Below are 25207 nucleotides of genomic sequence, written 5' to 3'. Positions count from 1 at the left end.
TATCGCGGTCGCGCAAGTGCTGGAGGCTGACGGAAGCTGGAAACGGCAACGCCCCGGCTCGGTTGGCCGGGGCGTTGATGATCCGCCGTTTCTTCGCGTTCCCGCCGGGATCAGGCCGTCGCGGCGGCCGGCTTGTCGCTCAGCGGGTATCTGAGCCGGGCCAGCATCTCCTTCGGGACGATCTGCCGGAACTTCGGCAGGTTGTCCTCCCAGTGCCGCAGGATGTCGGCGGCGCGGGGGCTGCCGGTCTCCTCCAGATGTTCCTCGACCAACCCGCGAAGCTCGGCCGCCCATTCCGCGGATTCGATCGCGACCGAGATGACGCTCTCCGGGTTGAGGCGCATGTCGATCTCGCCCTCCGGGTCCCAGAGGAAGGCCATGCCCCCGGTCATGCCGGCGCCGAAATTGTCGCCGAACCGGCCGAGGATCACCGCTGTGCCGCCCGTCATGTACTCGCAGCCGTTCGAACCGCAGCCCTCGATCACCACCTCGGCGCCGGAGTTGCGGACGCAGAACCGCTCGCCAGCCCGGCCGTTGGCGAAGAGCTTGCCCGCCGTCGCGCCGTAGAGGACGGTATTGCCGATGATCGCATTGTCATGCGGCACCAGGGGCGAGCCAAGCGGCGGCTTCACGACGATGGTGCCCCCCGAGAGACCCTTGCCCACGTAGTCGTTCGCCTCGCCCGAGACCTCGATCTTCAACCCGGGCGCCGCGAAGGCGCCGAGCGACTGACCGGCGGAACCTGCGAGCTTGATCGTCAGATGATCGGTCTGGAGATTGTTCTTCATCCCGAACCGCTGGACGATATGGCTCGAGGCCCGCGTGCCGATCGAGCGCAGCGTGTTCTGCACCGCGTAGGAGAGCTGCATCTTCTCGCCGTCCTTGAAGAACGGCTCGGCGTCCGAGACGATCTGCGCGTCGAGCGTATCGAGCACCGGCTGCCGCGGCTGCGCCCGATCATAGACCTGCCGTTCGCCCTGATCGACGTTGATGAGTAGCGGGTTAAGGTCGAGATCGTCGAGATGCTCCGACCCGCGGCTCACCTGCGTCAGGAGATCCGCCCGGCCGATGACCTCGTCGATCGACTTCGCACCGACGCTCGCCAGCACCTCGCGCACTTCCTGCGCGTAGAAGCTGATGAGGTTGACGACCTTGTCGGCGGTGCCGGTGAACTTCTCCCTCAGGCTCGGGTCCTGCGTGCAGACGCCGACCGGGCAGGTGTTCGACTGGCACTGGCGCACCATGATGCAGCCCATCGCGATCAGCGCGGCGGTGCCGATGCCGAACTCCTGCGCGCCGAGCATCGCGGCGATCACGATGTCGCGGCCCGTCCGGAGCCCGCCATCGGTGCGGAGCGTCACCCGGTCGCGGAGGTTGTTGATCGTCAGCACCTGATGCGCCTCGGAGAGACCCATTTCCCAGGGCAGGCCCGCGAACTTGATCGAGGTGATCGGCGAGGCGCCGGTTCCACCGTTGTGGCCAGAGATCAGGATCACATCCGCCTTCGCCTTGGCGACGCCGGCCGCGATCGTGCCGACGCCCGACTGCGAGACCAGCTTCACGCAGACCTTGGCGCGCGGGTTGATCTGCTTCAGGTCGTAGATCAGCTGTGCCAGGTCCTCGATCGAGTAGATGTCGTGGTGCGGCGGCGGCGAGATCAGCGTCACGCCCTGCGTCGAATGCCGCAGGCGGGCGATGAGCTCTGTCACCTTGATGCCGGGAAGCTGGCCGCCCTCGCCGGGCTTCGCACCCTGGGCGACCTTGATCTCCAGTTCCTCGCAGTGGTTGAGGTAATCCGCCGTCACGCCGAACCGGCCCGAGGCCACCTGCTTGATCTTCGCCGAGGGGTTGTCGCCGTTCGGCTCGGGCAGGTAATGCGCCGGGTCCTCGCCGCCCTCGCCCGAGTCGGATTTCGCGCCGATGCGGTTCATCGCGACGTTCAGCGTCTTGTGCGCCTCCGGCCCCAGCGCCCCGAGCGACATGCCCGGCGTGACGAAGCGCTTGCGGATCGCGGTGATGCTCTCGACCTGCGACAGCGGCACGGCGGGGGTCTTCGGCTGGAAGTCCAGCAGGTCGCGCAGCTGGATCGGCGGGCGCGACTGCATCGCCTTGGAGTACTGCTTCCAGAGATCATAGGAGCCCTTGTCGCAGGCCGCCTGCAGGATATGCATCGCCTGCGCTTCCCAGGCGTGGGTCTCGCCCGAGCGGCGCGCCTTGTAGAGCCCGCCGATCGGCAGAACCGCGTCGCCGCGCAGCCAGGCACGCGCATGCACGCCCTCGACCTGCTTCTGTACGCCCGAGACGCCGATGCCCGAGATCCGCGAGAGCATTCCGGGGAAATACTCCGCCACCATCGCACGGCTGAGGCCGACCGCCTCGAAGTTGAGGCCGCCGCGGTAGGAGGAAATCACCGAGATGCCCATCTTGGACATGATCTTCAGCAGGCCCTGGTCCACCGCCTCGCGGAAGCGCCGGGTCGCCTCGGTCAGGCTGCCCGGGATGAGGCCGCGGGCGATGCGGTCGGCGATCGAATCCTGCGCGAGATAGGCGTTCACCGTGGTCGCGCCGGAGCCGATCAGCACCGCGAAGTAATGCGGGTCGATGCATTCCGCCGAGCGGACGTTGAGCGAGGTGAAGGTGCGGAGCCCCTTGCGGGTGAGCCAGGAATGCACCGCGCTCGTCGCGAGGATCATCGGCATGCCGACGCGATCCGCCGACTGATGCTCGTCGGTCAGGATGACGTGGTTCGCACCGGCGCGCACGGCTTCCTCGGCTTCGGAGCGAATCCGCGCGAGGCCGGTCTGCAGCTCGGTCTGATCGCCGCCGACCGGGAAGGTGCAGTCGATCGTGGTCGCCGCCTCGCCGAAATGCCTCGCCATCGCATCGAAGGCGGCGTTGGAGACGAATGGGCTTTCGAGCTGCAGGATCTCGGTCTGGCCGTTGTTCTGGTCGAGAACGTTCTTGAGGTTGCCGAACCGCGTCTTCAGGCTCATCACGCGGTGTTCGCGCAGGCTGTCGATCGGCGGGTTCGTCACCTGGCTGAAGTTCTGGCGGAAATAGTGGCTGAGCGGCCGGTACTTGCCCGACAGCACCGCGGGCGGCGTGTCGTCGCCCATTGAGCCGATGGCTTCCTTGCCGTCCTCGGCCATCGCATGGACGACGACCTCCAGTTCCTCGACCGAGAATCCCGCCGCGATCTGGCGCCGGCGCAATTCGGCGCCGTCGAACATCGGCTTTTCCTCGACCTCGGTGGTCAGCTGCTCGAGATCGGTGATCGAGCCGACCCAGTCGCCGAACGGCTGGCTCGCCGCCAGCAGGTCCTTGATCTCCGCGTCGTGGTAGAGCTTCGCCTCGGCCATGTCGACCGCGAGCATCTGGCCGGGGCCGAGCGCGCCCTTCTCCCGCACGGTCATCTCGTCGGTCGGGACCATGCCCGCCTCCGATCCCGCGATCACGAGCCCGTCGCCGGTCACGACATAGCGCATCGGCCTGAGGCCGTTGCGGTCGAGCCCGCCGCAGACCCAGCGGCCATCGGTCATGGCAAGTGCCGCCGGGCCGTCCCAGGGTTCCATCACCGCGTTGGAATAGGAATACATGTCGAGCCAGGCCTGCGGCATCTTGGTCGCGAGCTTGGACCAGGCCTCGGGCACCAGCATCGTCTTCGCCATCGGCGCGGTGCGGCCGGCGCGGACGAAGACCTCGAACACGTTGTCGAGCGCCGCCGAGTCGGAGGAACCGGCGAGCACGATCGGCTTGATGTCCTCCGCCTGGTCGCCGAAGTAATCCGACGACATCCGGATCTCGTGGCTCTTGAGCCAGCCGAGATTGCCCTTCAGCGTATTGATCTCGCCGTTATGCGCGAGCATTCGGAACGGCTGCGCCAGCCACCAGCGCGGGAAGGTGTTGGTGGAATAGCGCTGGTGATAGATCGCGAAGGCGCTCTCGAAGGCCGGGTCCTTCAGGTCCGGGTAGAAGACCGAGACATGCTCGGCAAGCATCATGCCCTTGTAGATCACCGAGCGGCAGGAGAGCGAGCACACGTAGAAGTCGCGGATTCCGGCTGCGGCCTTCTCGATCCTCCGGCGGATCACGTAGAGCTCGCGCTCGAAGGTTTCCTCGTCCACGCCCTTGGCGTTCGAGATCAGGATCTGCTCGATCTCGGGCCGGGTCGCATTGGCCTTCAGCCCGAGACAGGAGATGTCGAGCGGCACATGGCGCCAGCCGTAGATGTAGTGGCCCATGCGGAGCACTTCGGTCTCGACGATGGTCCGGCAGGTCTCCTGCGCGCCGAAATCGCTGCGCGGCAGGAAGATCTGGCCGACGGCGAGCTTCTCGCCCCGCGGCGTGTGGCCGGTGCGGCGCACCTGATCCTCGAAGAAGCCGGTCGGGATCTGCACATGGATGCCGGCGCCGTCGCCGGTCTTGCCATCGGCATCGACCGCGCCCCGGTGCCAGATCGACGAGAGCGCCTTGAGCGCGCTGTCGACCACCTGCCGGCGCGGCTTGCCGTCGATCGCGACGACGAGACCGACGCCACAGGAGGCATGCTCCTGCTCGGGGTGGTAAAGGCCTTCCGCTTCCAGACGGGCGTATTCCGCCTCCATCCGTGCGACCCAGGCGTCATCGTAAACGGTCATCGCGGCTTCTCCTGGCTTGGGGGCGCATCCCCCATGACTTCGGTAGATATTCAAGAACGGCGGGAGCGGTCCCCCCGCGTCTGGCAGGGCCGTCAGCTTCCGCCGTACGCCGCCATGACTTCCTTCTCGGTCAGCCGCCGGTGGTCTCCGGCGAGCGCGTAGGCCGAGGTCTTGCGGTCGATGAAGATTTCCTCCGTGACCGGGAAGGCGTCGGGATCGTCGAAGAGGCCCAAAGCCATCGCATAGGTCCGGGGGCCGTAGTCATCGACCGTGAGCCGGTAGTAGAGCGTGCTGCCGCAGCGATCGCACCAGGCCCGTTCCGCCCAGTCGGAGGAGGTAAAGGCCCGGATATGCTCCGCGCCCTCGAACCGGATGTCCTCCGGCATGATCGAGACGGTCACCAGCGCTGAGCCCGTCCAGCGGCGGCACATCTCGCAATGGCAGACCCCGGACTCCGCCTTCGTGACCGTCGCCTCGAAGCTGACGGCGCCGCAGAGGCAATGCCCCTTCATGGTTCCCGTCATCTCCGTGGTCCCCACGCTTGTTTCGACGCACCGCGCATCGGCTCACTCCGCCGCGATGGAAGCTTGCGCGTTCAGATGCGCGATGATGCTGTCGGCGGCCTCGCGGCCATCGCGGATCGCCCAGACGACGAGGCTCGCGCCCCGCACGATGTCGCCGACCGCGAAGACGCCTTCGAGGCTGGTCTGCTTGGTCATGAAATCGGCCTTTACCGTGCCCCAACGCGTCACTTCGAGCCCGTCGACATCCCAGAGCCTCGGCAGTTCCTCCGGCTCGAAGCCGAGCGCCTTGATCACGAGCTCGGCCGGTTCGGTGTAATCGGCGTCCGGGATCTCCTCGGGCGACTGCCGCCCGCTCGCATCCGGGGCGCCGAGGCGCATCCGCCCGACCCTGACCCCCGCCACGGCCTCCTCGCCCGTGAAACCCTTCGGCGCGGTGAGCCAGGCGAATTCGACGCCCTCCTCCTCGGCGTTCGCGACCTCGCGCTGCGAGCCCGGCATGTTGGCCCGGTCGCGGCGGTAGAGGCATTTGACCGAGGTCGCGCCCTGGCGGATCGCGGTGCGGACGCAGTCCATCGCCGTGTCGCCGCCGCCGATCACCACGACGCGGCGACCTTCGGCGTTCAACTCCCCGCTCGCGAATTCGGGCACGTCGTCGCCGAAACTCTTGCGGTTCGAGGCGGTCAGATAGTCGATCGCCCGCACGATGCCCTTGAGCCCGCTGCCCGGCCCGCCGAGGTCGCGCGACTTGTAGACGCCGGTCGCGATCAGGATGGCATCATGCTTCTGGCGGAGATCTGCGAAGGACACGTCCTTGCCCACATCGCAGTTCAGCACGAACTCGACCCCGCCATCGGCGAGCTGCTTGTTGCGGCGGACGACCACCTCCTTCTCGAGCTTGAAGCCCGGGATGCCGTAGACGAGCAGGCCGCCGGAGCGGTCGTGGCGGTCGTAGACGGTGACCCTGAAGCCGGCCTTTCGCAGCGCATCGGCCGCGGCCAGCCCGCCGGGTCCCGCGCCGATCACGCCGACGCTCTCCTCGCGCTCGGCCAGCGGCGTGACCGGGAGCACCCAGCCCTCCTCCCAGGCGGTATCGGTGATGTACTTCTCGATCGCGCCGATCGTGACCGTGCCGTGGCCCGACTGCTCGATCACGCAATTGCCTTCGCAGAGCCGGTCCTGCGGACAGATGCGGCCGCAGATCTCGGGGAAGGTATTCGTCGCCTGGCTGAGCTCATAGGCTTCGCGCAGGCGCCCCTCGGCGGTCAGCTTCAGCCAGTCGGGAATGTTGTTGTGAAGCGGGCAATGCGACTGGCAGTAGGGCACGCCGCATTGCGAACAGCGGCTCGCCTGCTCGGCCGCCTTGGCCTCGGCGAATTCCCGGTAGATCTCGTGGAAGTCGCCGCGGCGCTCCTCCGCCTGCCTCTTGGACGGCATGTCCCGAGCGACCTTGACGAATTTCAGCATTCGCTGTTCGGCCATCCACTTCTCCCACGGTCGGCAAGCCCCTGTCGGGGCGCTACCTCATTTCTATTTCATCCGCTCCGCCATGAAAAGTCAGCTATGCTGACCTGTTTTTATGTTTGGCACCGCACGTTCGTCAACTGCCCACGGAATAGGCACCAGATAGGTCAGCTCAAGCGACCTATCAAGCCATCCCGGTCTCGGAGGTGAGCCAGAGCGCCAGCAGCGCGACCAGTCCGACGACGATTCGCCACCATCCGAAGACCGCGTAGCCCCGGCGCGACACGAAATCGAGCAGGTGGCGCACCACGAAGACGGCGGCGATAAAGGCGGTGACGAAACCGGTCAGGATGAGGGTGGCGTCGTCCCAGGTCAGCACGTCGCGATTCTTGAAGAGATCATACGCGAAAGCGCCCGCCATGGTCGGCATGGACAGAAAGAACGAGAACTCCGCCGCCGCGCGCTTGTCCGCCCCCATCAGCAGGGAACCGACGATCGTGGCACCCGAGCGCGAGACGCCCGGGATCATCGCGAGGCACTGCACAAGGCCGATCCTGAACGCGAGCGGCAGCGGGAAATCCATCACGTCGTGATACTTCGGCTCCGGCGCGAAGCGGTCCACGATCAGGAGGATGATGCCGCCGAGCACCAGCATCACCGCGATCAGCCAGGGGGTCTCGAAGAGCACCGTCTTGATGAAATCATGGGCAAGCACACCGACGACCACCGCCGGGAGGAAGGCGATCAGCACGGCGAGGATGAACCGCCGTGTCTTCGGGTCCCGGGGCGCATCCGTCGCGATCTTCAGGAGGCGGGAGGCATAGACCGACAGGATCGCGAGAATCGCGCCGAGCTGGATCAGCACCTCGAACGCCTTCCCCGACGATTGAAAGCCGAGGAAATGACCCGCGAGCAGGATGTGACCGGTCGAGGAAACGGGAATGAACTCGGTCAGCCCCTCGAGCACGCCGAGGAACGCGGCGACGAACAGCGAATTTTGATCCATGAATTGAGTTCCAGAGACGCCAGATCAGTTCCAGAGACGCTCGGCGGATTCCTGGATCGCGTCGTACTGACCATGCGGACGATAGACGTAGAGATAACTGTCCAGAACCGCCTCCATCGGCGTCGGTTCGATCCCGAGGTCAGCGAAGCCCCTGGCACCGGCGGAGACGACATTGTCCTTGTCGAGCATCCTGAGCTGGTCCCGCGTCATCAGCGAGTTGTTGATGAGCCCGCCGCTCAGCTTCTGGACCATGTCGCCACCCCATGCCTGCAGCGAGGCCATCGCGACCGGCATCGCGAAGAGCAGGCGCTTGCGGCGGATGGTCCGGAGCATGTCGTGGACCAGCCGGCTCAGCGACGCGACCCTGGGACCGCCCAGTTCGTAGACGCCCTCGGCGCCCGGGCCGGTGATCGCCGCCTCGACGGCGGCCGCGACGTCGTCGACATAGACCGGCTGGAATTTCGTGTTGGGCGCGGGAACCAGCATGACCGGCGCCATGCGCGCGATGCCTGCGAACTTGCGGAAGAACCCGTCGCCGTCGCCGAAGATCACCGAGGGGCGCAGGATGACCGCGCCGGGAAAGGCCGCGGTAACCGCCGCCTCGCCCTCGGCCTTCGCCTTGCCATAGGCGCTGTCGCTCTCCGGATCGGCGCCGATCGCCGAGAGATGGACGAAACGCTGCGCGCCCTCCTCGGCCGCGATCCGCGCGATCCGGCCGGCGCCTTCCACCATCACCGCGTCGAACGTCTGCTTGCCGTTCTGGTTCAGGAGGCCGACGCAGTTCACGACCGCGGTCGCGCCGGCGATCGCGGCGCGGGTCGAATCCTCGTCGCGGATGTTCGCCTGGATCGGCTCCACCTGGCCCACGACGCCATAGGGACGGACGAAACCCGCCTCGGCCGGCCGGCGCACCGCGACCCGCACGCGCCATCCGGCGCGCGCCATCCGCTGGGCGATATAGCGGCCGACGAAGCCGGAACCGCCGAAGATCGTCACGATGGGCACCGAAATGGGCAATGGCTGGGACATCTTCGATTCTCCTTGCGGCGCACCATCCGGAATAGAGGCAGATTTTTCGCGGGACAAGGTTCAAATGCCGCCGCGCCGTCTCGCCGGGCCTTTCCCGCCTCGCCATCCGTCTCCACCGGGCGCGGGGCCCGCAGGGGGTTCAGCGCGGGGCGCGACCCGAGTCCTTGCGCGCGAGCATCGCACAGACCACGCCTCTCCGTCACCCTCGGAGCGCATCGCACGCGCTTGCCCGTTGACACCGCGCGGAGGCATCTATACATGCCCCGCAATCGGCACCTGCCCGGGTGGCGGAATGGTAGACGCGCTGGTTTCAGGTACCAGTGACTTAACGGTCGTGGAAGTTCGAGTCTTCTCCCGGGCACCATCCTTCCCGCGCCAGTTGTGAAACCGGAGGGTTCCGAGCCCCGCGGTTGGTCCGCGTCTCGGGAGCGGCACCGCAGGCCGCCGGTTGCCATCCGCCTTCTGCGAAGATTGACAACAGCGCGGCGCTCGACCAGACGGATAGCCGCTTGGGCCGGGGATGCGAGAACATGGCGACTATTCTCTACAAGGGCGATCTGCCCGATGGGCTCGATCTCGGTCCCGAGGTGGCGGTCGATTGCGAGACGATGGGGCTCGTGCCGGAGCGCGACCGGCTCTGCCTCGTGCAGCTCTCCTCCGGCGACGGCGACGCGCATCTCGTGCAGATCGCCAAGGGTCAGAGCGAAGCGCCGAACCTCTGCCGGCTGCTGGCCAATCCCGACCAGCTGAAACTCTTCCACTTCGGGCGTTTCGACATCGCCGCGCTGCTCCTGACCTTCGGTGTGCTGACCGCGCCGGTCTACTGCACCAAGATCGCCTCGAAGCTCGTGCGTACCTATACCGACCGCCACGGGCTCAAGTATCTGCTCGGCGAATTGCTCGATGTCGATATCTCGAAGCAGCAGCAGACGAGCGACTGGGGCGCGGAGGTGCTGACCCAGGCGCAGATGGACTACGCCGCCTCGGACGTGCTCCACCTCGGGCGGCTCAAGGCGGCGCTCGACGCGCGGCTCGCGCGGGAGGGGCGGCGGGAACTCGCACAGGCCTGTTTCGATTTCCTGCCGCACCGCGCGGCGCTCGACATCGCCGGCTGGCCCGAGCAGGATATCTTCGCCCACAGCTGAACGGGAGACCGCTTCCGGGGAAGACCATGGACCTCGCATCACGTCCCGCGGACGATCAGAAGCTGATTGCCACCGGCCGGCGCGTCATCGCGACCGAGGCGGCGGCGCTTGGCGCGCTCGGCGAGACGCTGGGTCCGGATTTCGCCCGGGCGCTCGGGACCATCCTGCGCGCGCCGGGGCGGGTCATCGTCTCCGGAATGGGCAAGTCCGGCCATATCGGGCGCAAGATCGCCGCCACCCTGGCCTCGACAGGGACGCCCGCGATGTTCGTCCATCCGGCCGAAGCGAGTCATGGCGATCTCGGCATGGTCACAGCGGCGGATGTGGTGCTGCTGCTGTCGAATTCCGGCGAGACCCCCGAACTCGCCGACATGCTCGCCTATGCCAAGCGGTTCCAGATTCCGATCGTGGCGATCTGCGGCCGGGCGGAATCGACGCTGATGCGGCAGGCGACGGTCGGGCTCCTGCTGCCGCCGGAGGCGGAGGCCTGTTCCGTCGGGCTCGCTCCCACGACATCGACCACGATGACGCTGGCGCTCGGCGATGCGATGGCGGTGGCGCTGATGGAGCATCGCGCCTTCACGCCCGAGGATTTTCGCGACTTCCACCCCGGCGGCCGGCTCGGCGCGCGGCTCGCGACGGTGGAGCAGCTCATGCACAGGGGCGCGGAACTGCCGCTGATCGGCCTCGACACGCCGATGTCCGACGCGCTCATCGAGATCACCCACAAGGGGTTCGGCGTCGCGGGCGTGCTCGACGCGGGCGGCGCCCTCGTCGGCGTGATCACGGACGGCGACCTTCGCCGCAACATGGCGGGCCTGCTCGACCGCGTGGCGAGCGAGGTCATGACCAGCCACCCGCTGACGATCCCCGCCGGCGCCCTCGCCTCGGAGGCGCTCGGCATCATGAACGCGCGCAAGATCACGACCCTCTTCGTGACGCCGGTCGCCAGCGAAGCGCCATCCCCGCCCGCGGGCATCCTGCACGTCCACGACTGCCTGCGCGCCGGCGTGACCTGAGCCCCGGGCGCATGGTTCCTCCGCACGAACACGCCCCGGACTTCCGCACCCGCCTCGTGGCGGTCCTGAAGGTCGGCCTGCCGCTCGTGGCACTGGGGATGATTGCCACGCTGTTCCTGATCCCGGCCGACGACGGGCCGCAGGGCGGCGGAATCAGCTTCACCGAAGGCGACATGGAGGCGCTCGGCGAGGGGATGAGCGTCACGAGCCCGATCCTGACCGGGACGAGCGAGAGCAACGACCGCTTCCGCTTCACCGCCGAGCGCGTGGTCCCGGACGCCGCGCCGCCGACCCGCGCCGACATGACGCGCGTCGCGGGAGAGATCGACTTCGACCGCGGGACCACGATGCGCGTCTCGGCGCCGGTGGCCGCCTTCGATCTCGAAAGCCAGCGGATCGCGCTCGGCGGCCCGGTGCTGATCGACACCTCCGACGGCTATGCGATGCGCGCCGAGGCGATGGATCTCGATCTCGCGCGCGGCGTGCTCGAAGCCGGCCAGTCCGTCACCGCCAGCGGGCCGCTCGGCGAGATCACCTCCGGAACGCTGAGGATCGAGCCGGGGGGCTCCGCCGGGGATGCGCCGGAGGACGCCTCGTCGGGGAATGCCGAGGCGCGGCTGTTTTCTTTCGGAAACGGTGTCCGCCTGATATACGTTCCCACCGCCGCCAGTCCGAAGTGAAGGGACCGAGATGCGATTGCCCGTCCTGACCGGACCCGTCCTGACCGCGACTGTCCTGGCCGCGACCATTCTCGCCGTGGCCGCTCCCGCCACCGCGCAGGAAACCACCGTTCCCTTCGGCGAGAGCCACGACGCGACCCTGCCGGTGGAGATCACCTCGGAATCGCTTCAGCTCGATCAGGCGGGCGGCACGGCGGTCTTTACCGGCGACGTGCGGGTCGGGCAGGGCCAGTTCAGGCTCGCCGCCGACCGTATCCAGGTCTTCTACGTCTCGGGCTCCGGCGACGCCCAGGGTACGGTCGATCGGATGGAGGCGGACGGCAACGTCACGCTCACCAACGGGGAGGAGGCCGCGCAAGGCGCGCGCGCGGTCTATCAGGTCGCCTCGGGCATCGTCGACATGTCGGGCGACGTGCTTCTGACCCAGGGACCGAACGCGCTCTCGAGCCAGACGCTTCACATCGATCTCAACCGCGGCACGGCTCAGCTCGACGGGCGCGTCCGGACCATCTTCACGCCCGGCTCGACCCGATCCTCCCCCGGGGAGAGCCGCCCGTGAAACGTCCGGCCCTCACCGAGAACACCCCCGCCGGCGTCCGGGCCGACGCGGCGGGCGGGCTCGAAGTCATCAACCTCGGCAAGAGCTACAAGCGCCGTCCGGTGCTCCGAGACGTGTCGCTCAGCCTGCGCCGGGGCGAGGTCGCGGCGCTGCTCGGGCCGAACGGCGCCGGCAAGACCACCTGTTTCTACGCGATCGCCGGGCTCGTGCCGCCCGATGCCGGCACTGTGCGCGTCGACGGGCAGGACGTGACGCTGCTGCCGATGTTCCGGCGCGCGCGGCTCGGCATCGGCTATCTGCCGCAGGAAGCCTCGATCTTTCGCGGCATGACGGTCGCCGACAACATCCGCGCCATTCTGGAGATCGCGATCGACGATCCGGAGAAGCGCCGCGAGATGCTGGACGAACTCCTGGGCGAATTCTCGATCACGCATCTCCGCCGCGCCCGCGCCATCGCGCTCTCGGGCGGCGAGCGGCGGCGGGTGGAGATCGCGCGCTGTCTCGCCACGCAGCCGAAGTACATCCTGCTAGACGAACCCTTCGCCGGCGTCGATCCGCTCGCGGTCGCCGATATACGCCAGCTGGTCTGCCAGCTGACCGATCGCGGCATCGGCGTGCTGATCACCGACCACAACGTCCGCGAGACGCTGGAAATCGTCGACCGGGCCTATATCCTCCATGACGGCACGGTGCTGATGTCCGGCACGCCGGACGAGGTCGTGCGGGACGAGGATGTGCGCCGTGTCTATCTGGGCGAGAGCTTCCGCATCTAGCGGACCGGGAGACCCGCGGAGCCCGCGCCAGGGCCCCTGCCGACACGCGCGCCGACACGCGCGCCGGGACGCGCGCCAGCCGCGGGGGGCCTGAGAGCATGCTCACACCCCGGATCGAGGTCCAGCAGAAGCAGACGCTGGCGCTGACGCCTCAACTCAGGCAGTCGATCAAGCTGCTCGGCATGTCCAACCTCGAACTCGGCGCCTATGTCGCCGCCGCGGTCGAGCGCAACCCGCTGCTCGAGATCGCGCCGCCGACCGAGAGGGGCGGCCCGCGCATCGCCGCCGGGGGCGGCGGGGTGGACCCGGCGATTCTGGAGAGCATGGCGGCCGAGAACACGCTCGCCGACCATCTCGGCGATCAGATCCGGGCCATGCGCGCGCCCTCGGCCGTGATCGAGGCGGCGCTGATCCTCGCGGAGGAACTGGAGGAGGACGGCTATCTCAGGGTGAGACCGGAAGAACTGATCGCCCGGCACCGCCTGCGCCCGTCGGAGATCGCGCGCGGCCTCGCGCTCGTGCAGGCCTGCGAGCCCGCGGGCATCGGCGCGCGGTCGCTCTCCGAATGCCTCGCGCTCCAGCTCCGCGAGCTCGACCGGCTCGATCCGGCGATGCAGGAGCTTCTGCGGAACCTCAAGCTCGTCGCCACCGGCCATCACGCTGAGCTCCTGGCGATCTGCGACGTGGACGAGGAGGACCTCGCCGAGATGCTCGCCGAGATCCGCGCGCTCGATCCGAAGCCGGGGCTCCGGTTCTCGCCGCCCGCCGTGGAACTCGCCGTGCCCGATGTCTTCGTGACCGAGGCGCCCGGCGGCGGCTGGCAGGTCGAGCTGAACGGGGACACGTTGCCGCGGGTGCTGACCAACAACCAGTACGCCGCGGAACTCGGAGGCGGCGACGCCGCGGCCCGCGCCTTCATCTCGGAATGCGGCGCCAATGCGAACTGGCTCGTCCGCAGCCTCGAGCAGCGGGCCCGCACGATCCTGCGGGTCGCAACCGAGATCGTGCGGCTGCAGGAGGAGTTCCTCAGCTTCGGCATCGGCCGGATGCGGCCCCTGACCCAGCGGGCCCTCGCCGAGCGGCTCGGCCTTCATGAGTCGACGATCAGCCGGGTGACGGCGAACAAGTACATGGCCTGCGCGCGCGGGAATCTGGCGATGCGCTTCTTCTTTTCCTCCGCGCTCGAGGCGCTGGACGGGGAGGCCAGCTTCTCCTCCACCGCCGTGCGGGAGCGGATCAGACAGCTCATCGAGGCCGAATCCGCCACCCGCGCGCTGTCGGACGACAGGATCGTTACCCTGTTGCGCGCCGAGGGGATAGATATTGCACGGCGGACAGTTGCGAAATACCGTGAGGGGATGGGTATTCTGTCGTCTGTCGAGCGCCGGCGCCGGAAAGCCAATCTGGCCCGGGTGTGAAACCCCCGGTTTTCAAGGCCTCCGCGCGGCGCGTTGACAAGGGCTGCGTACCCGTCCTAAGGCTCCGCCCGGTTGTGGCGGACCCGTCCGGAATCCGTCGGGAGTGACCGACGTAAATAAGGGGCTAATCATGCGCATTCAGGTCAGCGGGAAGCACATCGACATCGGGGACGCGCTTCGCACCCATGTCGAGGACCGGCTGTCGGAGTCGGTCGGCAAGTACTTCGATCGTCCCGTGGACGCGGTGGTAACCTTTTCGAAGGACCGCCACGAATTCGTTTCTGACAGTTCCGTACACCTGCCGACGGGCCTGATCGTCCAGGCCAAGGCCCGGGCGGGGGAAGTCTACGCCTCCTTCGAAGGCGCGCTCGACCGGATGGAAAAGCAGCTTCGCCGCTACAAGCGCCGGCTCCGCGACCATCACCGCTCGCGGGAGGAGCCGATCACCGCGATGGAGGCGCCGACCTACATCCTCGACGGTGGACCGGACCACGGCCCGGACTATGACGAGCCGGAGAGCCTGCAGCCGGTGATCGTGGCCGAGATGGAGACCAAGGTTCCCCATCTCTCGGTCGGCGAGGCGGTGATGCAGATGGAACTCGCCGGCGCGCATTTACTTGTCTTCAGGAACGACGCCCACGGCGGCGTGAATGTTGTGTACACTCGCGATGATGGAAACATCGGCTGGATCGACCCGCGCGGGACCCAGTAACCACACGTCATCGTCTAGGGAGACCCCGTTGTGGAGCTTTCTGAGATCATTAGCACCGACGCCGTTCGGGCGCCGGTGAAGGCGACCAGCAAGAAGCGTCTGCTGCAGGACCTCGCCGACATGGGGGAGCAGGTCTACGGGCTTCCGTCGGCGCTGGTCTACAAGTCACTGATGGACCGGGAGGCGCTCGGGCCAACCGGTGTCGGCCGGGGCGTCGCTATCCCGCACGCGCGCTTCGCGGGCGTCGAGCGCATGGTGGGCCTGTTCATGCGGCTGGAGAAGCCGGTGGATTTCGATTCGATCGACCGCCAGCCGGTGGACCTCGTCTTCGCCCTCTTCGCGCCCGAGAACGCGGGCGCGGAGCATCTGAAGGCCCTCGCACGCGTGTCGCGGACGCTGAAGAACGAAGCGATCTGCGCGAAACTCCGCTCGACCTTCGATCCGTCGGCGATCTACGCGATCCTGACGGAAGGAAAGACCGAGAAGGCGGCCTGAGCCGCCGCGGACCGACCCCTCCGGGGCGTCCGCGGCGGCGCCCGCGCGCAAGCCGCGCCTCCCATCGCTCGGGGCAGTTCCATCAGACGGATCAACTGGCCTTGGGCGGACTCCGGTGTCTCGGAACCGCGCACCTGAACCAATCATCGAGCGGCCCGGTCCAGCGATCCGGCGGAATCAGGGTCCGCAGAGGGCCGAGCGACCCGCGGACACTCAGGGGCGCGGGTCGGCGGCTCACGGCCGGCCAACTCTCGGCAACCGGCAGGATTCCGGTCCGGTTCGCACGATCGCTCGCCTCGCACTTCGCATCGACAGGCGCCCCGGTGGGCCCGGTGCGATCATCTCAAGCTGAGAACGGAACGATGGTCTCGGTCGGGGACGGTACCTTCAGGCCTGCGAGCAACGCTCTCCGGCGCGCCGTTCGTTCGCGGAGCCTCGCCCCGCAGGGCTGACCGCCGCCCGCGAGGCGCGCGCGTCGGGACGAAAGATCCCCGCCGGTCGATTGTCGTCAAGAGCAGGTCGCGCGCTCGCACGCATCGGGGAACGGCCCCGAACCAGTTCGGAGCCGTTCCCCGGAGTGATCAGCCGCCGGCCGCGACCTTGTTCGCCGGGAGTTCGGGCTCCAGGAAAGAGCGCAGGAATTCGAGGAATTCGCCGCGCAGATCCTGCCGCGCGAGGCCGAAGGAGACCGTCGCCTGCAGATAGCCCGCCTGCGAGCCGCAGTCGAAGCGGCGGCCCTTGAAGCGGAAGCCGTGAACGTTGTCGTTCTTGGCGATCTCGGCGGCTATGGCGTCGGTGAGCTGGATCTCGCCGCCCGCGCCTTCCTTCATGTTGTTGAGGTTGTTCAGCACCTCGGGCGACAGGATGTAGCGGCCGATGACCGCGAGATTGGACGGCGCCACATCGGGCTTCGGCTTCTCGACCATGCCGCGCACCTTCATCGCGGAGCCGGTCTCGCCGCCGACATCGAGGATGCCGTAGGAGGAGACATTGGCCGCGGGAACTTCCATCGCGGCGACCATGTTGCCGCCAAGCTCCTGATAGGCCTCGACCATCTGCTGCAGGCAGGGAGTCTCGGCATCGATCACGTCGTCGGGCAGCAGCACCGCGAAAGGCTCGTCGCCGATCAGCCGCCGGGCGCACCAGACCGCGTGTCCGAGGCCGCGGCGCTCCTGCTGCCGGACATAGGCGACGGCGCCGCTGTCCATGTCGGTCTGCCGCAGGACGTCGAGCAGGTGGGTCTTCTTGCCTTCATGCAGCGCGGTTTCAAGCTCGGGGGCGCTGTCGAAATAGTCCTCGAGCGCGCTCTTGCCGCGGGAGGTGACGAAGATGAATTCCTTGATCCCGGCCGCGCGCGCCTCGTCGATCGTATACTGGATCAACGGGCGGTCGACGAGCGGAAGGATTTCCTTCGGCACCGACTTCGTCGCCGGCAGAAACCGCGTTCCAAAGCCAGCCACTGGCAGAACCGCCTTGGTGACCTTGTTCTTCATAGAGATCCCCATACCACACCTGATACCCGGAGTTGCGGACCCCAAGGTCCGCGTGAAAACCTGCTCTGTCCTACCACAGATTTTTCCGTGGCGACAATTCCTTCGCGATTAGGCTAACGGCGGCCTTTCGCCGGGCGGGCCTCAGTCGACGCCCATCTTCCGCAGAATCGCCTCGATCCGGGGGATGTCCGACGGGTTGTTCAGCTCCCAGAACGCCTGCCCCCGCGCCTCGACCTCGACACAGCGCACGGGCAGCCCGTTCTCCATGAAGCGGAGCTGTTCGAGCCCCTCCCAGGTTTCGAGCCGGCCCATCGGCCAATCGAGATAGGCCGCGAGCGCCGAGGGCCGGTAGGCGTAGACGCCGACATGGTGGAAGACCGGGATCTCCTCCTCCGGGCCGATCGGCCGCCCGGTATAGGGCAGCACCTCCTTGGAGAAGTAGAGCGCGCGCTCGGCGACGTCGAAGACCGCGGTCGTGGCACCGACCCGGCCATGACGCCGGTCGTCCAGAAAGCCCTCCAGCGCCTCCGCGTCGCAGCGGAGCACCGGCGTCGCCACCTGCGCCCCGGGATCGTCGCGCATCGCATCGACCAGCGCCGAGACGAACCAGGGCGGCGTCAGCGGCGCGTCGCCCTGGAGATTGACGATGATGTCGTAATCGTCACCCAGTTCCTCGATCACGGCGGCGCAGCGCTCCGTGCCGTTGCGGCAGGTCGACGGCGTCATGACCACCTCGGCGCCGAAGGCTTCGGCGGCCTCGGCGATGCGGGTGTCATCGGTGGCCACGACGACGCGGTCGATGCCCTCGACCTGACGCGCGGCGTCCCAGCTGCGTTGGATCAGGCTGCGCGGCACACCCGAGGCGCCCCGCAGCTCGGCGAGCGGCTTGCCCGGGTAGCGCACCGACGCATAGCGCGCCGGGATGACGATCAGGACCGGCATGTGTCAGTTGCCCTCTGTCAGTTGCCCTCGGCGAGCTTCACGCCCGGAACATGGGCGATGAAGAACGGATTCTCGAATTCCGGCTTGCCGTAGACCAGCGGCCTCAGATCGTCGAAACGGACGACTTCGCCGCCGGCGCCCATCAGCACCGCCTGACCGGCCGCGGTGTCCCATTCCATCGTCCGGCCGAGCCGGGGATAGAGGTCGGCCTCGCCCGCGGCCACCAGGCAGAACTTGAGCGACGAGCCCGCGGAGCGGAAATCGCTGACCGGATAACGGGCGATGTAGTCATCCGTCGCCTGATCGCGATGCGACTTCGACGCGACGACCACCAGACCGTCCGGGTCCGGCACGGAGACCTTGAGCGGCGCGAGGTCGCCGACCGCCTCGGCGACAAAGGGCCCCGCCTCCTCGACCGAGCGCCCCCTGGCGTCGGTATAGAAGAGCCGGCCCTTCGCCGGCGCGTAGACCACGCCCCGCGTCGGCACGCCATTTTCGATCAGAGCGATATTGACGGTGAAATCGCCGCGGCGCTGGATGAATTCCTTGGTCCCGTCGAGCGGGTCGACGAGGAAGAAGACCTCCGCGGCGACCTTGTGGCTCTCGCTCTGCTCCTCGGTCACGGCCGGGATCTCGGGGAAGGCCTTGGCGAGACCGGCGGCGATCAGCCTGTCGGCGCGCTCGTCCGCCTCCGTCACGGGCGAATCGTCGGACTTCGACTTCACCTCGAAGTCGGGGCCATCGTAGACGGTCATGATCTCGGCGCCCGCTTCCAGCGCGAGCGACCGCAATGTCGCGGTGATCTTCGCGTAATCCATGTACTCTATGTCTCCAACACCGGGGCGCGGTCCTCGGGCGCCCCGGTGATCGGATATGACCCCGGCCCCGCGGCTTGTAAACCGCGACCCGCTTGAAATCGACGCCGTGATCGGGTGCATGATCGGATAGCAGCCGAGGGAGAGGGGCCATGCAGGACAAACCGAAGGGTACGCTCGCCCTCCAGACGATCGCGATGCCCGCGGACACCAATGCCAACGGCGACATATTCGGCGGCTGGCTGATGTCGCAGATGGATCTCGGCGGCGCCGTGCTCGCCTGGGAGCGGGCGCGGGGGCGGGTCGCGACCGTCGCGGTCGAAGCCATGACCTTCCTCGGCCCCGTGCGGGTCGGCGACATCGTCTCGTTCTACGCGACGATGGCACGGGAGGGTACGACATCGATGACCATCGAGATCGAGGCCTGGGTCCGGCGCCATCCGATGGAAACGCTCACCAAGGTCACCGACGCGCGGTTCATCTATGTCGCGATCGATGACTCCGGCCGCAAGCGGCCCCTGTCCCCGGTCGAGTGAAATCCGGACCGGATCGGGACAACAGCCTCGGAGGAAACGCATGCGCCGGCTTCTCACCACGATCACTCTCGCCGCGGTCGCGCTCATCGCCGCCAACCTGCCCGCCGCCACGCCGCGCGCCCGGGCGCAGGACCTGCCGCCCGGCCTCTACGACGTCGCCCGCGTTCAGACGCGGCTGAACGTCCGCGCCGCGCCGGCGCTCGATGCGCCGGTGATCGGCTGGCTGGCGCGGGACGCGGCGGGGATCGAGGTGGTGGCCCGCGACGCGGCCGGAGCCTGGGGCCGGGTCAATCTCATCGAACGATCCGGCTGGGTCAGTCTCGACTACCTCGATGCGCGGGAGGATGATCTCTGGGCGGCCAACGCGCTTCCCGCGACGCTGCGCTGCTTCGGGACGGAGCCGTTCTGGGACCTAAGCCACGAGGGCGAGCGGCTGATCGGCGACGGCGTCGACGAGGCGGCGAAGCGCGAGTTCATGATCGACGGGGTGGCCGGCGCGGCGGGGGCCGCCTCCCGCGTCGTCGTCGCACGCGATCAGCACGGGACGGTCACGCTCGGGATCGCGCCCGAGGAATGCGGCGACGGCATGTCGGAACGGGTCTACGGTCTCGGCGCGCGGCTGAGCGAGGGCAACGCGCCGACGCGCACGGGTTGCTGTTCGATCGCCGCGCGCTAGCAGGATTGCCCGGTCCCGGAAATTCCGCGTCAGTCGACGACCCGGCAGGTGAGGTTGATCCGCCCACCCTTCGGAAGCAGCGTCGAGCCCATGAAGCGGATGCGGTCCACGCCGTGATAGCAGAGGCGCGCGGCACCCCCCATGACCACGACATCGCCGCTTTCGAGCGGGACCGAACGGGTTGGATCGCCCCGCTCCACCCCGCCGACGCGGAAGACGCCCGGGTCGCCAAGGCTGATCGAGAGCACGGGCCAGGAGAAATCCGCCTCGTCCGCGTCGCGGTGCAGCCCCATCCGCGCCTTCTCGCCGTAGAAGTTGACGAGGCAGCAGTCGGGCATCCGATCGTCGGGCACGAAGGCCCGCCAGACATCGAGCACCGAACGCGGGATCGGCGGCCATTCGCTTCCCGACGGATGCCGGGGCGCGTAGTGATAGCCGCCCTTGCCCGTCATCCAGCCGTATTTGCCGGCGGCGGTCATCCTCACCGACATCGGCTTGCCCCAGGGCGTCATGGGCTGGAAGAACGGCGCCGCCTCGGCGACGCGGCGGATGTCGGCGGCCATCGCCTCCTGGCCCGCGCGGTCGAGCCAAGCCTTGTGGATCTCGACGCCGTTGAGAATGATCGCGCTGCTGGTCCCGGTCACGCGGGCATCTCCTCCAGCCCGATCCCGCGACGGGCGAGCGTCAGGGCCTCGCGGTCGGAGGCGTGTTCCATCGCCTCCCGCGCGCGCTCGGCGCTTTCGTCGGCCATGTCGAGGAAGACCTTCGGGTCCGGCGCGAAGGGGGCGAGCGCCGCCAGCGTCTTCTGCAGGCGGATCTGCACCTCGATATTGCCGGCGCCGTCGCGCGCGATCGGCCGATAGGCCGCCTCGACGAGTTCCTCCAGCGTCAGCTCCGGCACGAAGAGCCGCGGCGAAGGCTCGGCGCGGTCGGTCTCGTCGGGATCGAACAGCGCGAGGAACACGCGCTGCGTCGCATTCAGCACCGCGATCGCGGTTCCGGGGTCGTTCACCGCCGGCGACAGCGCCCGCGAGGCGATCTCCGAGAGCGCGATCAGACCGAGCCGCGGGTCCTGATCGAAGTCCCGGTGCGGCTCGATGGTGAAGGCCGAGATCAGCCCGTCGCGCGCCGCCGCGTCCACCGCGCCATCGACCCAGAGCAGTGGCCGCCCCGGATGCACCATCGCCCCGGGCAGCGCCTCGACGTGGAGGTAGAGGTCGTAGCCCTCGGCGAGCCGCGCCAGTTTCGCGCTGTCGATCAGCGTCACATAGCCCGTCTCCCGCGGCCGCACCGGGACCGCGTCCGGCTCCGGCGGCCGCGCCGGCATCCCGCCGAGCCGGGGCTCCGCCGCCTGGCCCCGCATCGCATCGGTCGCCGCCTCCTCCACCCGGTCGATCACGTCGTTCATCCGCCCGAACCCCGTGACATGCGCGATCCAGCGCAGGAGCGTGATGGCTATGATCGCGATCACGGCGACGGTGCCGAGAAAGAGGATGGTCCGCGCCTTGGGATCGTAATAGCCGGTCGAAAGCGCGACGATGCCGACGATCGAGAACAGGAATCCGCCGAGAAAGGTCGAGAGCGCGTTCTGCGACGTGTTGTCGGCGAGCATGAGCTGCGTCGCCCGCGGCGTGCCCTGCGTCGTCGCCGAGGAATAGGCCTGCACCATCGCGGTCAGCGAGAAGGTCGTGACGGCGAGCATCGAGGAGGCGAGGATCTCGAGGATCTGATCGACCGAATCCTGCCCCATGTTGCTGGAGAAGACATCGGGCATGATCGGCGCCAGCACCCGCGCGGCGAGCGCGAGCAGCACGGCCCCGAGACTGAACAGGGCCGCCCGGAACCAGATCTTGCGCGCGGCCCGCCGCAGGACATGACGCCACAAACTCATGCTTCGCTCCCAGCCTTCGGCCCCGCCCGCGTAGATCCGGTACCGGGGAGTTCTCACCCGTCGCGGAGCGGCCCGGAACTCCCGGAGAACGCCGCTTTTTATCCCCAACGGGCTGCTTGCAGGGCTTTGGCCCGCTCCCTATATAGCTGCCAAAGTCGCGACGGCCAGAACTTCGGGCTGCCGCGACAGGGATCAGAGGCCGGGGGCCTTGTCATGGACCCGGCATGGAAAATCGCCGCTTGAAAGGAAACTTCATGTCCAAAGTCATCGGTATCGACCTCGGCACGACCAACAGCTGCGTCGCCATCATGGACGGCAGCCAGGCGAAGGTCATCGAGAACTCCGAGGGCGCCCGAACGACTCCGTCGATCGTCGCCTTCACCGACGACGAACGCCTGGTGGGGCAGGCCGCCAAACGGCAGGCCGTCACCAATTCCGAGAACACCCTCTTCGCCATCAAGCGCCTGATCGGCCGCCGCTACGACGACCCGGTGACCGCCAAGGACAAGGAGATGGTGCCCTACAAGATCGTGCCGGGCGCGAATGGCGACGCCTGGGTCGAGGTGAAGGGCGAGAAATACTCCCCCAGCCAGATTTCCGCCTTCATCCTGCAGAAGATGAAGGAAACCGCCGAATCCTACCTCGGCGAGAAGGTGACGCAGGCCGTCATCACCGTCCCCGCCTATTTCAACGACGCCCAGCGTCAGGCGACCAAGGACGCCGGCAAGATCGCCGGTCTCGAAGTTCTGCGCATCATCAACGAGCCGACCGCGGCCGCGCTCGCCTATGGGCTGGAGAAGACCGGCACCAAGACCATCGCGGTCTATGACCTCGGCGGCGGCACCTTCGACATCTCGATCCTCGAGATCGACGACGGCCTCTTCGAGGTGAAATCGACGAACGGCGACACCTTCCTCGGCGGCGAAGACTTCGACATGCGCATCGTCGAATACCTCGCGGCCGAGTTCAAGAAGGAGAATGGCGTCGATCTGACCAAGGACAAGATGGCGCTGCAGCGGCTGAAGGAAGCCGCCGAGAAGGCGAAGATCGAACTGTCCTCCGCGAGCCAGACCGAGATCAACCAGCCGTTCATCTCGATGGACCCGAAGACGCATCAGCCGCTGCACCTCGTGCTGAAGCTGACGCGCGCCAAGCTCGAATCGCTCGTCTCCGACCTGATCGCCCGTTCGATGAAGCCCTGCCAGGCCGCGCTCAAGGACGCCGGTCTCTCCAAGGCCGACATCGACGAGGTCGTGCTCGTCGGCGGCATGACCCGCATGCCGAAGGTCTTCGAGGAAGTGGCCAAGTTCTTCGGCAAGGAGCCGCACAAGGGCGTCAACCCCGACGAGGTCGTCGCCATGGGCGCCGCGATCCAGGCCGGCGTGCTGCAGGGTGACGTGAAGGACGTGGTCCTGCTCGACGTGACGCCGCTCTCGCTCGGCATCGAGACGCTCGGCGGTGTCTTCACGCGCCTCATTGACCGCAACACGACGATCCCGACGAAGAAGAGCCAGATCTTCTCGACCGCCGAGGACAACCAGAACGCGGTGACGATCCGTGTCTTCCAGGGCGAGCGCGAGATGGCCGCGGACAACAAGCTGCTCGGCCAGTTCAATCTCGAACAGATCCCGCCCGCGCCGCGTGGCGTGCCGCAGATCGAGGTGACCTTCGACATCGACGCCAACGGCATCGTCTCGGTCAATGCCAAGGACAAGGGCACGAACCGCGAGCAGAAGATCACGATCCAGGCTTCGGGCGGGCTGAGCGACGCGGACATCGACAAGATGGTGCGCGAAGCCGAGGAGAACGCCGAGGCGGACAAGGAGCGGCGCGAGCTGGTCGAGGCCAAGAACGAGGCCGAAAGCCGCATCCACTCCACCGAGAAGGCCGTCACCGATCACGGCGACAAGGTCGACCCGACCACGGTCGAGGCGATCCAGCTGTCGATCAAGACGCTGAAGGAAGCGATGGAAGGCAACAGCGCCGAGAAGATCCGCGCCCGGAGCCAGGATCTGGCCGAAGCCGCGATGAAGCTCGGCGAGGCGATCTACAAGGCGGAGCAGGAAGCTCAGGCCGCGAAGACGCAGTCCGACGATGCCTCGCCGAACCAGGACGACGATATCGTCGACGCCGATTTCGAGGATCTCGGCGGCGGCGACAAGAAATCCTGAGGACGACGCAGCGCTGAGTTGGATGGCCCGCCCGCAGGCGGGCCATCCGCCGTTTAGAGAGACACGGGGCTCGGATGGCCAAACGCGATTACTACGAAATGCTCGGCGTCGGACGCGAGGCATCGGACGCGGAGATCAAGAAGGCCTATCGCAAGAAGGCCATGGAGCATCATCCGGACCGGAACGCGCAGGATCCGAACGCGGAGGCGCGCTTCAAGGAAGTCAACGAAGCCTATGATGTGCTGAAGGACTCGCAGAAGAAGGCGGCCTATGATCGCTTCGGCCACGCCGCGTTCGAGAACGGGCATGGCGCCGGCGCGCGCGGCGGCTTCCAGGGCGGCGGCGGCGATTTCGCATCGGCCTTCTCGGACGTCTTCGAGGACCTGTTCGGCGATTTCATGGGCGGTCAGGCCCAGGGCCGGACGCGGCGGGCCCGCGGTTCCGACCTGCGCTACAATCTCAAGATGTCGCTCGAGGACGCGTTCAACGGCAAGAAGGCGACGATCGACGTTCCCGGCAGCGCCGCCTGCGAGGTCTGCTCGGGCACCGGCGCCGAGGGCGGCGCCGAACCGCTGACCTGCCCCACCTGCTCCGGCCATGGCAAGGTCCGCGCGCAGCAGGGATTCTTCACCGTCGAGCGCACCTGCCCGACCTGCTCCGGCCGCGGGCAGATCATCAAGAACCCCTGCCACGCCTGCGGCGGCTCGGGCGTGGTCCGCAAGGCCCGCACGCTCAACGTCAATATCCCCGCGGGCGTCGAGACCGGCACGCGAATCCGCCTCGCGGGCGAGGGGGAGGCCGGGTTGCGCGGCGGCCCGCCGGGCGATCTCTACATCTTCGTCGAGGTCGAGGCGCATCCGATCTTCCAGCGGGAGGCCCAGGATCTCTACTGCCGGATTCCGGTCTCGATGACGACGGCCACGCTCGGCGGCGAGATAGACGCGCCGACGATCGACGGCGGCCGCACGCGGGTCAAGGTTCCGGTAGGCGTGCAATCGGGCAAGCAGCTGCGCCTGCGCGGCAAGGGGATGCCGGCGCTGCGGGCGACGACCACGGGCGATCTCTACATCGAACTCGCGGTCGAGACGCCGGTGAACCTCTCGCACAGACAGAAGGAACTGCTGCGCCAGTTCGATGAGGAAGGGCGCGACAACAGCCCGGAAACGCAGGACTTCTTCTCCCGCGTGAAGGGATTCTGGGACGGGATGAAGGGCTGAGTCCGTCT

General features: G+C 67.7%; 22 protein-coding genes and 1 tRNA gene. 13 read left to right on the top strand and 10 right to left on the bottom strand.

The window, feature by feature from the left end; all coding sequences use genetic code 11:
- Positions 1-110: 110 nt before the first annotated feature.
- The 5 genes from gltB to ACLJK8_RS09700 form a co-directional block, all read right to left on the bottom strand.
- A complete protein-coding gene (gene gltB / locus ACLJK8_RS09720) occupies positions 111-4637 on the bottom strand; it encodes a glutamate synthase large subunit (protein WP_413150012.1) in 4527 nt (1508 codons plus the stop codon).
- A gap of 92 nt (positions 4638-4729) precedes the next feature.
- Entirely contained in the window at positions 4730-5161 is a 432-nt protein-coding gene (locus ACLJK8_RS09715; RefSeq protein WP_413150011.1) for a GFA family protein, read from the bottom strand.
- 42 nt (positions 5162-5203) lie between these two features.
- Positions 5204-6640 carry an NAD(P)-dependent oxidoreductase gene (locus ACLJK8_RS09710; protein WP_413150010.1) on the bottom strand — a complete coding sequence of 479 codons (1437 nt, stop codon included), beginning with the start codon at positions 6638-6640 and terminating at the stop codon, positions 5204-5206.
- Positions 6641-6806: 166 nt separating this feature from the next.
- Positions 6807-7628, bottom strand: coding sequence for an undecaprenyl-diphosphate phosphatase (locus ACLJK8_RS09705; RefSeq protein WP_413150009.1), 822 nt, complete (start codon positions 7626-7628; stop codon positions 6807-6809).
- Between the two features lie 24 nt (positions 7629-7652).
- Complete coding sequence (locus tag ACLJK8_RS09700) at positions 7653-8657, bottom strand: complex I NDUFA9 subunit family protein (RefSeq protein WP_413150008.1); 1005 nt, start codon at positions 8655-8657, stop codon at positions 7653-7655.
- 278 nt (positions 8658-8935) lie between these two features.
- Here ACLJK8_RS09700 and ACLJK8_RS09695 point away from each other — a divergent pair.
- The 9 genes from ACLJK8_RS09695 to ACLJK8_RS09655 all read left to right on the top strand — a co-directional run bounded on the left by ACLJK8_RS09695 (position 8936) and on the right by ACLJK8_RS09655 (position 15458).
- Positions 8936-9021, top strand: a tRNA-Leu gene (locus tag ACLJK8_RS09695).
- A 166-nt stretch (positions 9022-9187) separates the two neighbouring features.
- Positions 9188-9802: a ribonuclease D gene (locus tag ACLJK8_RS09690; RefSeq protein WP_413150007.1), complete on the top strand. Its 615-nt coding sequence runs from the start codon at positions 9188-9190 to the stop codon at positions 9800-9802.
- A gap of 26 nt (positions 9803-9828) precedes the next feature.
- A complete protein-coding gene (locus tag ACLJK8_RS09685; RefSeq protein WP_413150005.1) occupies positions 9829-10821 on the top strand; it encodes a KpsF/GutQ family sugar-phosphate isomerase in 993 nt (330 codons plus the stop codon).
- Positions 10822-10832: 11 nt separating this feature from the next.
- Positions 10833-11501 (top strand): hypothetical protein, encoded by a 669-nt coding sequence (locus ACLJK8_RS09680; RefSeq protein WP_413150004.1) that lies wholly within the window; start codon positions 10833-10835, stop codon positions 11499-11501.
- Between the two features lie 10 nt (positions 11502-11511).
- Positions 11512-12060 (top strand): LptA/OstA family protein, encoded by a 549-nt coding sequence (locus ACLJK8_RS09675; protein WP_413150002.1) that lies wholly within the window; start codon positions 11512-11514, stop codon positions 12058-12060.
- Positions 12057-12833, top strand: coding sequence for an LPS export ABC transporter ATP-binding protein (lptB, locus tag ACLJK8_RS09670; RefSeq protein WP_413150000.1), 777 nt, complete (start codon positions 12057-12059; stop codon positions 12831-12833). The genes ACLJK8_RS09675 and lptB overlap by 4 nt, the downstream gene beginning before the upstream one ends.
- Before the next feature lie 98 nt (positions 12834-12931).
- Complete coding sequence (gene rpoN / locus ACLJK8_RS09665; protein WP_413149999.1) at positions 12932-14251, top strand: RNA polymerase factor sigma-54; 1320 nt, start codon at positions 12932-12934, stop codon at positions 14249-14251.
- Positions 14252-14381: 130 nt separating this feature from the next.
- Complete coding sequence (gene hpf, locus ACLJK8_RS09660) at positions 14382-14963, top strand: ribosome hibernation-promoting factor, HPF/YfiA family (protein ID WP_413149998.1); 582 nt, start codon at positions 14382-14384, stop codon at positions 14961-14963.
- Between the two features lie 30 nt (positions 14964-14993).
- Positions 14994-15458: a PTS sugar transporter subunit IIA gene (locus ACLJK8_RS09655; RefSeq protein ID WP_413149997.1), complete on the top strand. Its 465-nt coding sequence runs from the start codon at positions 14994-14996 to the stop codon at positions 15456-15458.
- Positions 15459-16039: 581 nt separating this feature from the next.
- Here the strand turns inward: ACLJK8_RS09655 and galU are convergent.
- The 3 genes from galU to cysQ all read right to left on the bottom strand — a co-directional run bounded on the left by galU (position 16040) and on the right by cysQ (position 18711).
- Positions 16040-16951 carry a UTP--glucose-1-phosphate uridylyltransferase GalU gene (gene galU, locus ACLJK8_RS09650; protein ID WP_413149996.1) on the bottom strand — a complete coding sequence of 304 codons (912 nt, stop codon included), beginning with the start codon at positions 16949-16951 and terminating at the stop codon, positions 16040-16042.
- A gap of 141 nt (positions 16952-17092) precedes the next feature.
- A complete protein-coding gene (locus ACLJK8_RS09645; RefSeq protein ID WP_413149995.1) occupies positions 17093-17893 on the bottom strand; it encodes a 3-deoxy-manno-octulosonate cytidylyltransferase in 801 nt (266 codons plus the stop codon).
- A 17-nt stretch (positions 17894-17910) separates the two neighbouring features.
- Positions 17911-18711, bottom strand: coding sequence for a 3'(2'),5'-bisphosphate nucleotidase CysQ (gene cysQ / locus ACLJK8_RS09640; RefSeq protein ID WP_413149993.1), 801 nt, complete (start codon positions 18709-18711; stop codon positions 17911-17913).
- Between the two features lie 149 nt (positions 18712-18860).
- Here cysQ and yciA point away from each other — a divergent pair, with 149 nt between their 5' ends.
- Together yciA and ACLJK8_RS09630 are read left to right on the top strand one after the other, a co-directional pair.
- Entirely contained in the window at positions 18861-19244 is a 384-nt protein-coding gene (gene yciA, locus ACLJK8_RS09635; protein ID WP_413149992.1) for an acyl-CoA thioester hydrolase YciA, read from the top strand.
- Positions 19245-19284: 40 nt separating this feature from the next.
- Entirely contained in the window at positions 19285-19920 is a 636-nt protein-coding gene (locus ACLJK8_RS09630; protein WP_413149991.1) for an SH3 domain-containing protein, read from the top strand.
- A 29-nt stretch (positions 19921-19949) separates the two neighbouring features.
- Here the strand turns inward: ACLJK8_RS09630 and ACLJK8_RS09625 are convergent, their stop codons facing one another.
- Positions 19950-20564, bottom strand: coding sequence for an alpha-ketoglutarate-dependent dioxygenase AlkB family protein (locus ACLJK8_RS09625; protein WP_413149990.1), 615 nt, complete (start codon positions 20562-20564; stop codon positions 19950-19952).
- Positions 20561-21811, bottom strand: coding sequence for a DUF2254 domain-containing protein (locus tag ACLJK8_RS09620; RefSeq protein ID WP_413149989.1), 1251 nt, complete (start codon positions 21809-21811; stop codon positions 20561-20563). The genes ACLJK8_RS09625 and ACLJK8_RS09620 overlap by 4 nt, the downstream gene beginning before the upstream one ends.
- A 254-nt stretch (positions 21812-22065) precedes the next feature.
- On the opposite strand from ACLJK8_RS09620, the gene dnaK reads away from it, so the two are divergent.
- Both dnaK and dnaJ read left to right on the top strand, forming a co-directional pair.
- A complete protein-coding gene (dnaK, locus tag ACLJK8_RS09615; RefSeq protein ID WP_413149988.1) occupies positions 22066-23982 on the top strand; it encodes a molecular chaperone DnaK in 1917 nt (638 codons plus the stop codon).
- Positions 23983-24056: 74 nt separating this feature from the next.
- Complete coding sequence (dnaJ, locus tag ACLJK8_RS09610) at positions 24057-25199, top strand: molecular chaperone DnaJ (RefSeq protein WP_413149987.1); 1143 nt, start codon at positions 24057-24059, stop codon at positions 25197-25199.
- Positions 25200-25207 lie beyond the last annotated feature (8 nt).

The organism is Amaricoccus sp. W119, from assembly GCF_047275745.1.
GTDB lineage: Bacteria > Pseudomonadota > Alphaproteobacteria > Rhodobacterales > Rhodobacteraceae > Amaricoccus.
Note: the sequence above shows the minus strand (reverse complement) of the source record. Positions and strands in the feature narration are given on the sequence as shown.

Bases quoted from the DNA above. Each gene is read 5' to 3' on its own strand.
- ACLJK8_RS09680 (WP_413150004.1), top strand. From the start codon at position 10,833: ATGGTTCCTCCGCACGAACACGCCCCGGACTTCCGCACCCGCCTCGTG.
- galU (WP_413149996.1), bottom strand. From the start codon at position 16,951: ATGAAGAACAAGGTCACCAAGGCGGTTCTGCCAGTGGCTGGCTTTGGA.
- ACLJK8_RS09685 (WP_413150005.1), top strand. From the start codon at position 9,829: ATGGACCTCGCATCACGTCCCGCGGACGATCAGAAGCTGATTGCCACC.
- ACLJK8_RS09715 (WP_413150011.1), bottom strand. From the start codon at position 5,161: ATGACGGGAACCATGAAGGGGCATTGCCTCTGCGGCGCCGTCAGCTTC.
- ACLJK8_RS09675 (WP_413150002.1), top strand. From the start codon at position 11,512: ATGCGATTGCCCGTCCTGACCGGACCCGTCCTGACCGCGACTGTCCTG.
- dnaJ (WP_413149987.1), top strand. From the start codon at position 24,057: ATGGCCAAACGCGATTACTACGAAATGCTCGGCGTCGGACGCGAGGCA.
- hpf (WP_413149998.1), top strand. From the start codon at position 14,382: ATGCGCATTCAGGTCAGCGGGAAGCACATCGACATCGGGGACGCGCTT.
- gltB (WP_413150012.1), bottom strand. From the start codon at position 4,637: ATGACCGTTTACGATGACGCCTGGGTCGCACGGATGGAGGCGGAATAC.
- rpoN (WP_413149999.1), top strand. From the start codon at position 12,932: ATGCTCACACCCCGGATCGAGGTCCAGCAGAAGCAGACGCTGGCGCTG.
- dnaK (WP_413149988.1), top strand. From the start codon at position 22,066: ATGTCCAAAGTCATCGGTATCGACCTCGGCACGACCAACAGCTGCGTC.
- cysQ (WP_413149993.1), bottom strand. From the start codon at position 18,711: ATGGATTACGCGAAGATCACCGCGACATTGCGGTCGCTCGCGCTGGAA.
- ACLJK8_RS09700 (WP_413150008.1), bottom strand. From the start codon at position 8,657: ATGTCCCAGCCATTGCCCATTTCGGTGCCCATCGTGACGATCTTCGGC.
- ACLJK8_RS09620 (WP_413149989.1), bottom strand. From the start codon at position 21,811: ATGAGTTTGTGGCGTCATGTCCTGCGGCGGGCCGCGCGCAAGATCTGG.
- ACLJK8_RS09645 (WP_413149995.1), bottom strand. From the start codon at position 17,893: ATGCCGGTCCTGATCGTCATCCCGGCGCGCTATGCGTCGGTGCGCTAC.
- yciA (WP_413149992.1), top strand. From the start codon at position 18,861: ATGCAGGACAAACCGAAGGGTACGCTCGCCCTCCAGACGATCGCGATG.
- ACLJK8_RS09710 (WP_413150010.1), bottom strand. From the start codon at position 6,640: ATGGCCGAACAGCGAATGCTGAAATTCGTCAAGGTCGCTCGGGACATG.
- ACLJK8_RS09690 (WP_413150007.1), top strand. From the start codon at position 9,188: ATGGCGACTATTCTCTACAAGGGCGATCTGCCCGATGGGCTCGATCTC.
- ACLJK8_RS09705 (WP_413150009.1), bottom strand. From the start codon at position 7,628: ATGGATCAAAATTCGCTGTTCGTCGCCGCGTTCCTCGGCGTGCTCGAG.
- ACLJK8_RS09630 (WP_413149991.1), top strand. From the start codon at position 19,285: ATGCGCCGGCTTCTCACCACGATCACTCTCGCCGCGGTCGCGCTCATC.